General features: G+C 39.4%; 13 protein-coding genes and 2 pseudogenes. 10 read left to right on the top strand and 5 right to left on the bottom strand.

Annotated elements, in window-relative coordinates; genetic code table 11:
* The first annotated feature begins 60 nt into the window (after positions 1-60).
* The 5 genes from hemW to A2G56_RS03370 all read left to right on the top strand — a co-directional run bounded on the left by hemW (position 61) and on the right by A2G56_RS03370 (position 4,151).
* Complete coding sequence (hemW, locus tag A2G56_RS03390; protein WP_062709038.1) at positions 61-1,212, top strand: radical SAM family heme chaperone HemW; 1,152 nt, start codon at positions 61-63, stop codon at positions 1,210-1,212.
* A 35-nt stretch (positions 1,213-1,247) separates the two neighbouring features.
* Entirely contained in the window at positions 1,248-1,988 is a 741-nt protein-coding gene (locus tag A2G56_RS03385; RefSeq protein ID WP_062709035.1) for an acyl-ACP thioesterase domain-containing protein, read from the top strand.
* 1 nt (position 1,989) lies between these two features.
* Positions 1,990-2,607: an NUDIX hydrolase gene (locus A2G56_RS03380; protein ID WP_062709032.1), complete on the top strand. Its 618-nt coding sequence runs from the start codon at positions 1,990-1,992 to the stop codon at positions 2,605-2,607.
* Positions 2,608-2,630: 23 nt separating this feature from the next.
* A complete protein-coding gene (locus A2G56_RS03375) occupies positions 2,631-3,404 on the top strand; it encodes a TIGR01457 family HAD-type hydrolase (protein ID WP_062709029.1) in 774 nt (257 codons plus the stop codon).
* A gap of 93 nt (positions 3,405-3,497) precedes the next feature.
* Positions 3,498-4,151, top strand: a complete 654-nt coding sequence (locus A2G56_RS03370; RefSeq protein WP_062709026.1) for a TIGR01906 family membrane protein — start codon at positions 3,498-3,500, stop codon at positions 4,149-4,151.
* Between the two features lie 227 nt (positions 4,152-4,378).
* Here the strand turns inward: A2G56_RS03370 and A2G56_RS10150 are convergent.
* The 3 genes and pseudogenes from A2G56_RS10150 to A2G56_RS03355 all read right to left on the bottom strand — a co-directional run.
* A pseudogene (locus A2G56_RS10150) lies at positions 4,379-5,231 on the bottom strand (IS630 family transposase); the annotation flags it as partial.
* Between the two features lie 661 nt (positions 5,232-5,892).
* A complete protein-coding gene (locus A2G56_RS10610; protein WP_157761191.1) occupies positions 5,893-6,036 on the bottom strand; it encodes a hypothetical protein in 144 nt (47 codons plus the stop codon).
* A 222-nt stretch (positions 6,037-6,258) separates the two neighbouring features.
* The gene (locus A2G56_RS03355) at positions 6,259-6,564 is read right to left on the bottom strand and encodes a hypothetical protein (RefSeq protein ID WP_062709020.1); all 306 of its coding nucleotides are present in this window, start codon (positions 6,562-6,564) and stop codon (positions 6,259-6,261) included.
* Positions 6,565-6,713: 149 nt separating this feature from the next.
* Between A2G56_RS03355 and trhO the strand changes: the two genes are divergently transcribed.
* On the top strand, positions 6,714-7,700 hold the full coding sequence (trhO, locus tag A2G56_RS03350; protein WP_062709017.1) for an oxygen-dependent tRNA uridine(34) hydroxylase TrhO: 987 nt from the start codon (positions 6,714-6,716) through the stop codon (positions 7,698-7,700).
* Positions 7,701-7,812: 112 nt separating this feature from the next.
* Here the strand turns inward: trhO and A2G56_RS10910 are convergent.
* Positions 7,813-7,923 (bottom strand): annotated as a pseudogene (locus A2G56_RS10910) (IS630 family transposase); the annotation flags it as partial.
* Between the two features lie 466 nt (positions 7,924-8,389).
* Here A2G56_RS10910 and A2G56_RS03345 point away from each other — a divergent pair.
* The gene (locus A2G56_RS03345) at positions 8,390-9,304 is read left to right on the top strand and encodes a TDT family transporter (RefSeq protein WP_062709014.1); all 915 of its coding nucleotides are present in this window, start codon (positions 8,390-8,392) and stop codon (positions 9,302-9,304) included.
* A gap of 47 nt (positions 9,305-9,351) precedes the next feature.
* Here A2G56_RS03345 and A2G56_RS10140 read toward each other — a convergent pair whose 3' ends face one another.
* On the bottom strand, positions 9,352-9,528 hold the full coding sequence (locus A2G56_RS10140) for a DUF3042 family protein (protein WP_082785098.1): 177 nt from the start codon (positions 9,526-9,528) through the stop codon (positions 9,352-9,354).
* A gap of 109 nt (positions 9,529-9,637) precedes the next feature.
* On the opposite strand from A2G56_RS10140, the gene miaA reads away from it, so the two are divergent.
* The 3 genes from miaA (at position 9,638) to A2G56_RS03330 (ending at position 12,507) form a co-directional block, all read left to right on the top strand.
* Positions 9,638-10,525 carry a tRNA (adenosine(37)-N6)-dimethylallyltransferase MiaA gene (miaA, locus tag A2G56_RS03340; RefSeq protein ID WP_062709010.1) on the top strand — a complete coding sequence of 296 codons (888 nt, stop codon included), beginning with the start codon at positions 9,638-9,640 and terminating at the stop codon, positions 10,523-10,525.
* Between the two features lie 112 nt (positions 10,526-10,637).
* On the top strand, positions 10,638-11,876 hold the full coding sequence (hflX, locus tag A2G56_RS03335; protein WP_062709007.1) for a GTPase HflX: 1,239 nt from the start codon (positions 10,638-10,640) through the stop codon (positions 11,874-11,876).
* Positions 11,869-12,507 (top strand): hypothetical protein, encoded by a 639-nt coding sequence (locus A2G56_RS03330; RefSeq protein ID WP_062709004.1) that lies wholly within the window; start codon positions 11,869-11,871, stop codon positions 12,505-12,507. The genes hflX and A2G56_RS03330 overlap by 8 nt, the downstream gene beginning before the upstream one ends.
* The last annotated feature ends 9 nt before the right edge of the window (positions 12,508-12,516 follow it).

The raw sequence follows: 12,516 nt of genomic DNA, 5'->3' as shown, positions 1-12,516 counted from the left end.
ATACCTCTTTTTCTATTTTCCAGTCGTGCCAAGACCTCATAAAAATGCTAAAATATTAATATGTTTAATAAACCAACTTCAGCTTACGTACACATTCCTTTTTGCACACAAATTTGCTATTATTGTGATTTTTCAAAAGTATTTATTAAAAATCAACCTGTGGATGAGTATCTTCAGGCTCTTATTCGTGAATTCGAGTTTTATGATATTCATGACTTAAAGACGCTTTACATCGGCGGGGGAACGCCAACAGCTATCACAGCTGAGCAGTTGGATTATTTGCTAACTCATTTAGAGAAAAATATTAACCTAGAGATGCTTGAAGAATTCACTATTGAAGCTAATCCAGGGGATTTGACACCAGAGAAGATTGCTGTTTTAAAAAAATCAGCTGTCAATCGTGTTTCTCTAGGAGTTCAGACTTTCTTTGACAAGCAGCTCAAGCAGATTGGTCGTAGTCATAATGAAGCTCAGATTTATGAAAGTATCAATGCGCTCAAGGCTGCTGGCTTAACCAATATTTCGATAGACTTGATCTATGCACTGCCAAATCAGACAATGGAGCAAGTAGAAGAGAATGTTCGCAAGGCTTTAGCTTTGGATATTCCCCATCTTAGCCTTTATAGTTTGATTTTAGAAAATCACACCGTTTTTATGAACAAGCAGCGCCGAGGACGTCTGCACCTGCCAAATGAAGATATTGAAGCAGATATGTTTACTTATATCATCAATGAATTGGAAAAAAATGGTTTTGAGCATTATGAAATTTCCAATTTCACCAAGCCAGGTTTTGAAAGCCGACACAATCTCATGTACTGGGATAATGTGGAGTATTACGGTGTCGGCGCAGGGGCCTCTGGATATCTTGATGGCATACGCTACCGCAACCGTGGTCCTATTCAACATTATCTTAAAGCCATTAAAGAGCATGGGCATTCTCGCCTAGGCGAAGATATCCTTAGCAAAGAAGAAATGATGGAAGAGGAATTTTTTCTCGGACTGCGCAAAAAATCTGGTGTTTCTATTAGTCATTTTGAAGAAAAATTTGGTGTTGGGTTTGAAGAGCGCTATGGTCAAATCGTAGCTGATTTGGTCAAGGATGGTCTGTTGATTCTTGAAGAGGACACAATTCGTATGACCAAAAAGGGGCTCTTTCTAGGAGACACAGTCGCTGAGAAATTCATCATTGATGTGTCTGATGATAAGGATTAGTTCCTATTGGGATAATGATAGAAAGAAGGACAAGCATGGGAAAGCGATATAGTACTAGTTACGAGATTCCATTTTACGAAACAGATGTCAATCACTGTGCCAAACTACCATATTTATTGTCAGCAGCCTTACAGGTCTCTGGTCTGCAATCAGCAGCCTTAGGTGTGTCTGATCAGTATGTTTTGGATACTTATGGGTTAGTTTGGGTTATCACCGATTATGACATTCACATTGAAAGGTTACCCAAGTTTTCGGAAACCATTACCATTGAAACAGAAGCCAAATCGTATAATAAACTCTTTTGTTATCGCGATTTTGATATCCTGGGACAAGATGGTCAGAAAATTATGACCATCGCTGCAAGCTTTGTCTTGATTGATTTTAAGACACGAAAAGTCGCTCCTGTTCCAGTGGACTTAATCAAGGTTTTTGATTCTGAATTTGTCAAAAAAGTGAGACGAGGTCCCAAGTATCCCCTCTTAGAAAATGCTGACAAAACGGACTACCATGTTCGCTATTTTGACTTGGATATGAATGGTCATGTCAATAATAGTAAGTATTTTGATTGGATTTATGATGTCATGCCCCTTGCGTTTCTTAGAAGCCATTACCCTAAACATATTGCCTTCAAGTATATCAAAGAAATCCATTATGGGCGTGATATCGTTTCAGAAGTGCTTTTAGAAGATAACATTAGTCGCCACCAAATCACAACAGATGGACAAGTCAATGCCCAAGCGATCCTCGAGTGGGGCCTTGTCCCGGAGGAGGTTTAGCATGAAAGAAGAGGCTTGGTTAGAATGGGCAGTGCGGTTGCAAGCTCTGGCCCAAAATGGTTTGGCTTATGATCCAGAGGTTTTTGATCGTGAGCGTTATGAGGAGATCCGGGACATAGCTAGCCAAATGTTGAGTGATGTTTCAGGCATTCCCCACTCAACAGTGACAGAACTATTTGCTAGCGAAGATGGTTATCAGACGCCTAAAATTGACACTAGAGCAGCTATTTTTGAGGAGGATAAGGTTCTATTAGTCCAAGAAGCTAATGGGCTATGGGCGCTTCCTGGAGGGTGGTGTGATGTTCAAGAATCTATCTTGTCAAATACCATCAAAGAAGTTAAAGAAGAAACTGGCTTTGAAGTCGAGGCTACACGTTTGGTGGCAGTACAGGATAAGCGCAAAAACAATCAATCTAATACGGCAGTCAGGGTTATCAAGCATTTTGTGCTTTGCCACTATATCAGGGGATCTTTTCAAGCTAATTCAGAAACACTTGATGCCAAATATTTTGACTTAGATCAACTCCCTGAATTGTCACAAAATAAAACAACTGCTAAACAAATTCGTCTGTGCTATGAGGCTTATCGAGCTAAGCACTGGGAGACGGTTTTTGATTGATACGATAAATATGAGAGGACATTATGGCTTATAAAGGCTATTTAATAGATTTAGACGGTACTATTTATAAAGGAAACGAGCGCATTCCTGCAGGGGAGCAGTTCATTATTGATTTGCAGAAGCGTGACATTCCGTATTTGTTGGTAACCAATAATACGACTAGAACACCTGAGATGGTTCAAGAAATGCTTTCTAGCAAGTTCAATGTCAATACGCCACTTGAGACAATCTACACAGCCACATTAGCAACTGTCGATTATATGAACGACATGAATCGTGGTAAATCAGCTTATGTCATTGGTGAAAAAGGCTTGAAAACAGCTATTGAGATAGCAGGATATATCCATGATGAGGAAAATCCAGCCTACGTTGTAGTTGGTCTGGATTCTCAGGTAACCTACGAGCAGCTAGCAGTGGCAACGTTGGCTATTCAAAAAGGTGCTTTTTTCATCGGAACCAATCCTGACTTAAATATTCCGACCGAACGTGGTCTGATGCCAGGAGCAGGATCACTTCTAGCACTCTTAGAAGCTGCGACGCGTATCACTCCAGTTATTATCGGAAAACCTGAAGCTATTATCATGAACAAGGCTTTGGAACGCCTTGGTGTCAAACGCGAAGAAGCTATTATGGTTGGGGATAATTACTTGACCGATATCACGGCAGGTATTAAAAATGACATCGACACGCTTTTGGTTTTGACGGGCTTTACCAAAAAGGAAGAAGTCACTTCTTTGCCTATCCAACCGACACATGTTTTGGATTCTTTGGCAGAATGGTCCTTTGAAGATAAATAAGTTTACCTTAAGAATGTCGTGATAAGCTATCAAATGGTAGAAGAGAAGTACCATCTCATCTCGTTTTAATAACAGACATTAGTTGAGGTATTCATGAAAACTATTCTTAGTCAGCGATTGTTAGCGTTGCTTAGTATTATTTGGCTTCTTGCTTTAGCCATTCTTTTAACAATTTATCTAGCTTGGTTGGCTTATCCCTTAGAAATTGACAGACTTAACCTTTTAGACATGGTCAAGCTTTCTAAAGAGGATCTATTGGATAATTACAATCATCTCTTGAGCTACTTGACCAATCCTTTCCATCACGTTCTAGATATGCCGGATTTCCCATCATCAAAAGACGGGCTCAAGCATTTTTCAGATGTCAAAGGCTTATTTCATTTGGCTCAATTGGTTTTCTTAATAACAAGTTTGCCGACAGTTTATTTTTTGATTAAATCGTGGCGACATAAATCACTGTTTATTTATCAGAAACTCTATCTAATAGCAGCTATTTTCCCTATTTTTATTGGATTATTGGGCATAGCAGTAGGATTTAATGAGTTTTTTACGCTCTTTCATCAAATGCTCTTTCCTGGCGATAGTAGTTGGCTTTTTAATCCCTACACAGATCCCATTATCAATGTCCTGCCCGAGTCTTTCTTTAGGCACTGTTTTATAGTCTTTTTTGGTTTGTACGAGTTGCTGATGTTACTGTTTGTTGTGATTAGCCGAAAAACACTGAAATTAAGAACGTTATCATCATAAATCAAATAGTACCAATAATGGAGCAAGGGTTGCTAACGCGATAGGAGCGACCTTTGTTCTATTTTTTTTATGGTTTAAGGAACTTATTTTACAATCATTTGTCCGTAAGCGCCCAATAACGAGGTATATTGAAAAACATTCCAAAGTCTGGACTGACTCTGGAATGTTTTCTATTTTACAGTTGTTTTGAATACTTTCCGTCCACGGTAAATAATACTCAACCAAAATCAAAAACTAACTTTCTGTAACCATTGTCTGTTGACGATATTTTTTAAAATTGACTGTTCTAATCCTTGAATCACTTCTTGTAGCCTGTTCACCACGTCATCAAGTGTTTTAAATGCTTTATTCTTAAAGCCTCTCTTGCGAATCTCAGCCCAGACTTGCTCAATAGGATTCATCTCAGGTGTATAAGGGGGAATGAACTCAAAGCCAATGTTGGCAGGTTTCTCTAACGTCCTTGATTTGTGCCAAAAGGCGTTATCCATGACGAGTAAAATATAATCATGAGGATAAGCTGCTGATAATTGCTTAAGGAACCCGTTCATCCAGTTTGTGTTACAGCCCCCAGCAATGATGAAGAAAGAGTCTCCTGTATGGGCATCGACAGCACCATAACAATAGCGATATTCTCGAATATAGTGGCTGTGGACATGTGGGCGAGCCCCTTTCGGAGCCCATGCCTTCCCGATTTTACTGATACGACCAAAACCAGCTTCGTCTTGATACATTAGTCTTACTTTGTTGTAACGACGACTGTCTTTAAAGCGCTTTCTCGCCTTCTTGAATGAAGATTTTATTTTTAGACGCTAAAATAGTTTTAGCATCTGCTTTTTTAGGATGTTCTGGTCTTGGGGTTACTTTACGCCAACCATGGCGCTTCAATAGGGCATAGAACCCCTCTCGTGTTGTCTGTTTCCCAACACGCTCTTGATAAGCTTGATAAAGAGAGTTGATTGTCACGGAGTCACCAGTTAATGACGCTGTTAGCTGCTCGTTTAAAAAAGCTTCCTCTTCCTCATGAGTCAGATACTGGTGATATCGACCACCACGTGTTTCTTTAAGGAGAGCTGAGATACCTTCTGCTTCGTATTTACGCGTTAAGCTCCAAATAGCATACTTTGAAAAGCCAATAAGAGTGGTGATTTCTTTATAAGTGAGACCTTTTGCCCTAAATAGCACCAATTGAAGGCGTCTATGGAATGGTGAGAACGCTTGATCTTTTAAGTAAGTTTTTAATTCATTAATTTGTGTTGTCGATAGTTTCATAGTCCTATTATAAGTTGTTTTTTGATTTTTGTTGAGTATAAAAAAGTTGGGACCGTGCGCCCCAACTTCAGTCTTTAGCCAAACGTCATTTTTGATGATTGGCTTTTTGTCAATCCTAAGATACCTTGTCATTATTGTGCTAATAGCAAAGTCAAGGTGTTTTTGAAATATCTAATCTTCATTTGCTAGAATTGAAGATTAGTATAGCTTAATGTTACCAAGTGAGCCATGGATATTAAGTGGCCTATCGCGAGAAAAATACATGATTACAGTTGTCCCAACTGTCTTTGCTAGTTGGCATAGACTGATAAATTTAAGAAGCGTTAGATAACTTTAGATAGAAAAATTGAGTAGGTCACCAATAGTCACTTATAAAAGAAAAATATGTCAGTGCGGTTCTGAAGTCGTAGTATAACTATAGTTTAGGATGATGCTTAAATGTGAGTCTCTTTTAAATCAAAAATTACTGTGGCTATTGTGAGATATCATCACTTGAAAAATGCAACAGTTGATTCTTGGTGCTGTTGAATGAGATAAAAGAGATTACCTCATCTAAAAAAGCTGCCTTTTCAATCTTAACAAGGGCTTCAGTGTTGTTTTGACCATTTCTGCCCATTACAATCTCTTGAGTCCTTGTCTCAAGTTGAAGCTAGACACACCAACCATTTTCTGCTTGTTATGAGTAAGTGACAGGATGTAGTGATTGCGTGGCTTTTACTTTACTGATTCGAGGTGTTCTTAATGTTCTACTCTATTTTAGGAAGTGAAAGGACAAAACAGTTCTTCTTTTGCCGATTTTGGAATAGCTGAAAAACAGTTCTTATCTCTAAGGCATCGATTACTCCCAATAGCATTTTTCGATTCTAATATCCTCATCAGGGTAGTCTTTAGTTAAGATAGTGATGATTTGCTCGTGTTCTTTTTTGACTAAGTTCAGGATGTCTGGTTTGTCATATCCAACAAAGAAAAATTGGGATTCGATAACGAGAAATAGTTGGTGGAAGTGGTCATTGAGACGTTCTAGTTTTTCCATTAGGGCTTGATTGTCCTTGATAAAATCAGGTGCCTCATTTTCCCCTTCAAGCCCAGTACAGATATTCTTTAAAGGATAGGTCCCATATTCTAAGCAAAATTCGTATGTCATTAGCAATCTCCTTTCTACTAGTTTAACAAAATCAGGTTTTCCTTGTCAGTCTTGGTGTTTTGGAAGGCATATCTTTTGAAAATCCTTTAAAAGAGCGTTAGAATAGTAAGTAACAACGCCTATTGCAAAGGCGATTAAAGGAGACTATTATGTCAGAAAAAATCAGAGTTTTGTTGTACTACAAATATGTTCCAATTGAAAATGCAGAAGAATATGCTAAAAAACACTTGGAATTTTGTAAATCAATCGGTCTTAAAGGGCGTATTTTGATTGCCGATGAAGGAATCAATGGTACTGTTTCTGGTGACTACGAAACAACTCAAAAATACATGGACTGGGTACACAGTGATGAACGTTTTGCTGACCTATGGTTCAAGATTGATGAAGAAGAAGAACAAGCTTTCCGTAAAATGTTTGTTCGTTACAAAAAAGAAATCGTTCATCTTGGTCTTGAAACAGACTACAAAGATGAGGACGTCAACCCGCTTGAGTTGACAGGAGAATACCTCAATCCGAAACAATTTAAAGAAGCACTTCTTGACGAAGATACTATCGTTTTGGACACACGTAATGATTACGAGTACGACCTTGGTCACTTCAAAGGTGCCGTTCGTCCAGACATCCGTAACTTCCGTGAACTACCACAGTGGGTACGCGACAACAAAGAGAAATTCATGGAAAAACGTGTTGTTGTATACTGTACTGGTGGGGTTCGTTGTGAGAAATTCTCTGGTTGGATGGTCCGTGAAGGATTCAAGGATGTCGGTCAACTTCATGGCGGTATTGCCACTTATGGTAAAGATCCAGAAGTGCAAGGAGATCTCTGGGAAGGGGCAATGTACGTCTTTGATGAGCGTATTTCAGTGCCTATCAACCGCGTTAATCCAACAGTGATTTCTAAAGATCATTTTGATGGTACACCATGTGAGCGTTATGTTAATTGTGCCAATCCTTTCTGTAACAAACAAATTTTCGCTTCAGAAGAAAACGAAGCGAAGTACGTTCGTGGTTGTTCAGCAGAATGTCGTGCACATGAGCGTAACCGTTACGTTCAAGAAAATGGCTTGAGTCGTGACGAATGGCAAGCACGCTTGGAAGCAATTGGCGAAAGCTTACCAGAATACGTTAACGCTTAAGATGATCAAATAGGAAAGTAATTTCCTTATCTCTACAGGTTGATGCAACTGTTCATTTGGGGCATTTGCGTCAATCTTTTTTCTTTGTCCAATTGAGACTTAGGAATTATAGTTAATTGAAACAAGAATAGGATGAAAATACCTCAATGAAAGTATGGCTATTTGGCAATACTTTTCTGAGGTGTTTTTTGATGTCAACCCATGTTTTCTTGATGGGATTGTATAGTAAAATGAATTAACTTTGAGACAAAGAACTGAGATGCAGGCAGTACTTGAGTAGGGCAAGGCGAAAGCGACAATGTCTCGACCTTAATTCAAAAGACTATATCTTAAATTCAGTGACAGCCTTCTCCGTTAAAGGTCATGCTTGTGCTCAAGGAGAGATAGATCATTGTTATGAGGTCGTTAGCTACTCTCATAAGGCAAGCAGATGCCTCAAAGATTTCTTAAGGAGCTCAGATGAAGAAAGAGTGTCGGCTGCTTATGGCATTAAGCAAGTAAAAAAACTTTACTCATTAATGTCTCAATTATCGATGTCAAAATGTCAGAGAAGATTTGGTTGTTTTAGACAATTAAACACAAACTCAGAAAAAGCGGTTAGATGATTCCACTGTCTCGTGGCTAGCTATTTCTTGTGATCAGAGATCATGGTATAATTAGTGAATGATATAACAAATCGGAGGTTGTGTATGACATTGCAAAAGGCGCCGTTAGCAACGGCAGGGCTTGTTTTAGGATTGCTGGGTTTGGGAAATCTTTTAAAGGACTTATCCATGATTTTTACTGGTACATGTGGCCTTTTAGCGCTTTTGATTTGGTTGTATCTGTTGTACAGTATGATTATTGACCCTAAGAGTGTCAAAGAGCAGATGCAGAATCCCTTAGTATCCTCTGTTTTTACAACATTTTTCATGTCAGGATTTTTAGGGATAGCCTATTTAAAGCTATTCTTTGGTGGGATTAGCTTTGTTGACTCGCTGATTGGACCACTTTGGATTTTTTGTTTTATTGGTATCGTTTGTCATATGCTGATCTTTTCGACTAAGTATTTAAGGGATTTTTCGCTAGATTCAGTCTTTCCATCGTGGACCGTCCTTTATATTGGCGTTGCCATTGCCGGTTTGACGTCTCCTGTTAGTGGATGGTTTGGAATTGGAAAAATCACCATCATGTATGGTTTTGTGGCAACTTGTTTGGTCTTACCAGTTATCTTTAAGCGTCTAAAACAATCGCCTTTACCGTCTGTTGTTAAGCCCAATACAGCGACCATTTGTGCACCGTTTTCTTTGGTAACAGCTGCCTATGCCCTAGCTTTTCCCCAGCCTAATCCCTTGGTGATGAGCATGCTCTTAACTCTAGCTCAACTCTTTTATTTTTATATTGTTTTACAATTGCCAGCGTTACTAAATAGACCCTTCTCGCCAGTCTTTTCAGCCTTTACTTTTCCCTTAGTTATCTCTGCAACTGCCTTAAAAAACGGCATGGCGGTCTTAGGGCTTGCAGGTGTTTGGAATTGGCTTTTAGTTGGCGAAATGTTATTAGCTAGCGTGATAGTGATTGGCGTTTTGATCGGTTACATTACATTTTTTCTCACAAAACAATAACAATAGCACCATAAAAAGAAGCTGGGATCTTAAATCCCAGCCTCTTTTTAGTGTGATACACGACGACGAGCCGCTTTTTTACGATTTTCTTCGATGAAAGCCTCTTTTTTTTCTTCTGGTTCGATAACCGTCTTCTTAACAGCGAAGACAGCACCTGCAACTGTAGCAGCAGTCGCAATAACACCTGTGGCTAAACCTTTAGCAAAAGCGAATTTTTTTGACATGAGAGTTCTCCTATTTCTATGAAAACAAAGCTAGAAAGCCTTGATTTTCAGTATGATATAATAGTATTATTATCTTAAAAATAGAAGAGAATAGCAAGTAAAAAACGTTATGAAGAAAAAAATTATCGTTGTGGCAGGACCAACGGCAGTTGGAAAAACAGCTCTTGGCATTGAACTAGCCCAGAGATTCAATGGCGAAATCATTTCAGGAGATAGCCAGCAGGTTTATCAAGCATTAGATATTGGGACAGCCAAAGCAAGCCCAGAAGAACAGGCAGCGGCGGTGCATCATTTGATTGATGTGCGTCAAGTAACAGAGTCCTACTCGGCTTTTGACTTTGTGACAGAGGCTCATGAGGCCATTGACGATATCATCCATCGAGGCAAATTACCCATTGTTGTTGGCGGCACAGGGCTCTACCTGCAAAGTCTTTTAGAAGGGTATCATTTGGGTGGGAATCTTGATCAGGAGGCGCTACTGGCCTATCGCAAGGAACTAGAACAAGAGGACAATCAGGTGCTTTTTGAGAGAGTTGAGGCGCTTGAAATAACCATTCCCCAACTCAATCGTCGTCGTGCTATTCGTGCCTTAGAGTTGGCCAAATTCGGACAAGATTTGGTCAATCAAGATAGTGATTTGGATGCCTTGGTTATTGGACTAACGGATGATCGACAGTTACTTTATGATCGGATCAATGCCCGCGTGGATGTGATGTTGCAAAATGGTTTACTAGAAGAGGCCAGGTGGCTTTATGACCACTATCCTCACTCCCAAGCTGCTCGTGGTATAGGTTACAAGGAACTTTTTCCTTATTTCGAAGGTCAGGAGGATTTGGAGAAATCCGTCGCTCGCTTGAAACAAAATACCCGACGTTTCGCCAAACGACAGTTGACTTGGTTTAGAAATCGGATGACAGTCGATTTTTATCAGATTTCTGAAGAAAACGTTCAAGAGAAGATCGCTGCAAAGGTTAAGCATTTTTTAGAAAAAGCCTAAAAATCTTGTCTAATGTGACTGCGTCAAAAATATGCTATAATAAGAGACAGTTTTGATAGTCCATTCTGGGCTATTTTTTCATGATAAGAAGCTAACCTAAGGAGGTGATCCCATGCATGAAACACAGGAAAAGCAAGAACGTGTGATTATCATTGGTGTAGAATTGCAAGAGACAGAACACTTTGACATGTCGATGGAAGAGTTGGCTAGTTTGGCTAAAACAGCTGGTGCTCATGTTGTTAATGCCTACAGCCAAAAACGTGAGCGCTATGATAGTAAGACATTTGTCGGTTCAGGGAAGTTAGAGGAGATCCGCCAAATGGTCGAAGCTGATGAGATTGATACCGTCATTGTCAATAATCGCTTGACACCGCGTCAGAATACTAACCTAGAGATAGAACTTGGCGTCAAAGTCATCGACCGCATGCAGTTGATTTTAGATATCTTTGCCATGCGTGCTCGTAGCCATGAAGGGAAACTACAAGTCCATCTTGCCCAACTCAAGTACCTATTGCCACGCTTGGCTGGTCAAGGTATCATGCTCAGCCGTCAGGCGGGTGGTATTGGTAGCCGTGGTCCGGGTGAAAGTCAACTGGAACTTAACCGTCGTTCTATCCGCAACCAAATCAATGATATTGAGCGTCAGCTAAAAGTGGTTGAGAAAAACCGTCAGACCATCCGTGATAAGCGCGTGGACTCTGAAACCTTTAAAATCGGCTTGATTGGCTATACTAACGCAGGCAAATCAACCATCATGAATACCTTGACAGACAAGAAGCAATATGAAGCTGATGAACTCTTTGCGACCTTGGATGCTACAACCAAGCAACTCTATCTCAAAGGTCAATTTCAGGCAACTTTGACCGATACCGTTGGTTTCATTCAAGATTTACCAACAGAACTTGTAGCCGCCTTTAAGTCAACTCTGGAAGAGAGTCGTCATGTGGATTTGTTGTTACATGTTATTGATGCTAGTGACCCAAATCATAGCGAGCATGAAAAGGTAGTGCTAGATATTCTCAAAGATTTGGACATGTTGGATATTCCACGTTTGGCTATCTACAATAAAATGGATAAGGTGGAAAGTTTTACAGCAACCGCCTTTCCAAATGTCCGTATTTCAGCGCGAGATAAAGAGGCTAGACAGTCTATTCGCAACCTGATTATTGATGAAATTCGTGATTTATTTGTGCCTTTTTCGATCAAGGTTGACCAAAAAGATGTTTATAAACTCTATGAACTTGAAAAATTGGCACTTTTAGACCATTATGATTTTTCGAAAGAAACAGAAGAGATTTCGGGTTATATCGCTAGCCGAAATAAATGGAAGTTAGAAGAATTTTATGACTGATTATATTGATTTAGCCCTCAAGTTTGGTGGATTTACCAGTCTTGATAAGGTTTATTTGGAGAAACAATTAGAGACACTGGATGACCAACAAAAATTGACTTTTATCACACCGCCACCTAGTGTTATCAATGCTTATTTTGCTGAACTCTATCAAAAACAAGGTCAAACAGCAGCGACGGATTATTATTTTGAGATTTCAAAAGCACTTGATTTATTTCAACAAAATCCTAGTTTTGCTGAAGAAAAACCTTTTGTCCGACTCAATCTCTCTGGAAAATCCTATGGCTTCGCCTTTGAAAATGAGGATCAGGTCGCTCAAGTGTTTTCTGAAGCAAATGAGCCTATCTATGCCAAGATTTTCTTTGACTTGGCAGAGATTTTTCCAGATTATAAAATTTACCAAGAAAATAATCGCCTCAAAATGTCCCCTATGACCTTTGATGAGTCAGATAGGAAAGATGTGACGCCAGCGTCAGCCCTACTCAGTCAGGTTTATCAACTCAAAGCTAATATGACCAAAATCACTAGTTTTAACCAAGACGAGCTCTTAGAATTGCTCCAAACCTACCAAGGTAAGGTTTACTATGGGTTTGAACAACGTCAATACATAGCTTATATCACTGAAAATTAGAAGAGAAAC

It is taken from the genome of Streptococcus halotolerans, assembly GCF_001598035.1.
Lineage (GTDB): Bacteria > Bacillota > Bacilli > Lactobacillales > Streptococcaceae > Streptococcus > Streptococcus halotolerans.
The sequence above is the reverse complement of the archived record's forward strand: the minus strand, read 5'-3'. Positions and strand labels throughout refer to the sequence as shown.

Bases quoted from the DNA above. Each gene is read 5' to 3' on its own strand.
- hemW (WP_062709038.1), top strand. From the start codon at position 61: ATGTTTAATAAACCAACTTCAGCTTACGTACACATTCCTTTTTGCACA.
- A2G56_RS03385 (WP_062709035.1), top strand. From the start codon at position 1,248: ATGGGAAAGCGATATAGTACTAGTTACGAGATTCCATTTTACGAAACA.
- A2G56_RS03380 (WP_062709032.1), top strand. From the start codon at position 1,990: ATGAAAGAAGAGGCTTGGTTAGAATGGGCAGTGCGGTTGCAAGCTCTG.
- A2G56_RS03375 (WP_062709029.1), top strand. From the start codon at position 2,631: ATGGCTTATAAAGGCTATTTAATAGATTTAGACGGTACTATTTATAAA.
- A2G56_RS03370 (WP_062709026.1), top strand. From the start codon at position 3,498: ATGAAAACTATTCTTAGTCAGCGATTGTTAGCGTTGCTTAGTATTATT.
- A2G56_RS10610 (WP_157761191.1), bottom strand. From the start codon at position 6,036: ATGGGCAGAAATGGTCAAAACAACACTGAAGCCCTTGTTAAGATTGAA.
- A2G56_RS03355 (WP_062709020.1), bottom strand. From the start codon at position 6,564: ATGACATACGAATTTTGCTTAGAATATGGGACCTATCCTTTAAAGAAT.
- trhO (WP_062709017.1), top strand. From the start codon at position 6,714: ATGTCAGAAAAAATCAGAGTTTTGTTGTACTACAAATATGTTCCAATT.
- A2G56_RS03345 (WP_062709014.1), top strand. From the start codon at position 8,390: ATGACATTGCAAAAGGCGCCGTTAGCAACGGCAGGGCTTGTTTTAGGA.
- A2G56_RS10140 (WP_082785098.1), bottom strand. From the start codon at position 9,528: ATGTCAAAAAAATTCGCTTTTGCTAAAGGTTTAGCCACAGGTGTTATT.
- miaA (WP_062709010.1), top strand. From the start codon at position 9,638: ATGAAGAAAAAAATTATCGTTGTGGCAGGACCAACGGCAGTTGGAAAA.
- hflX (WP_062709007.1), top strand. From the start codon at position 10,638: ATGCATGAAACACAGGAAAAGCAAGAACGTGTGATTATCATTGGTGTA.
- A2G56_RS03330 (WP_062709004.1), top strand. From the start codon at position 11,869: ATGACTGATTATATTGATTTAGCCCTCAAGTTTGGTGGATTTACCAGT.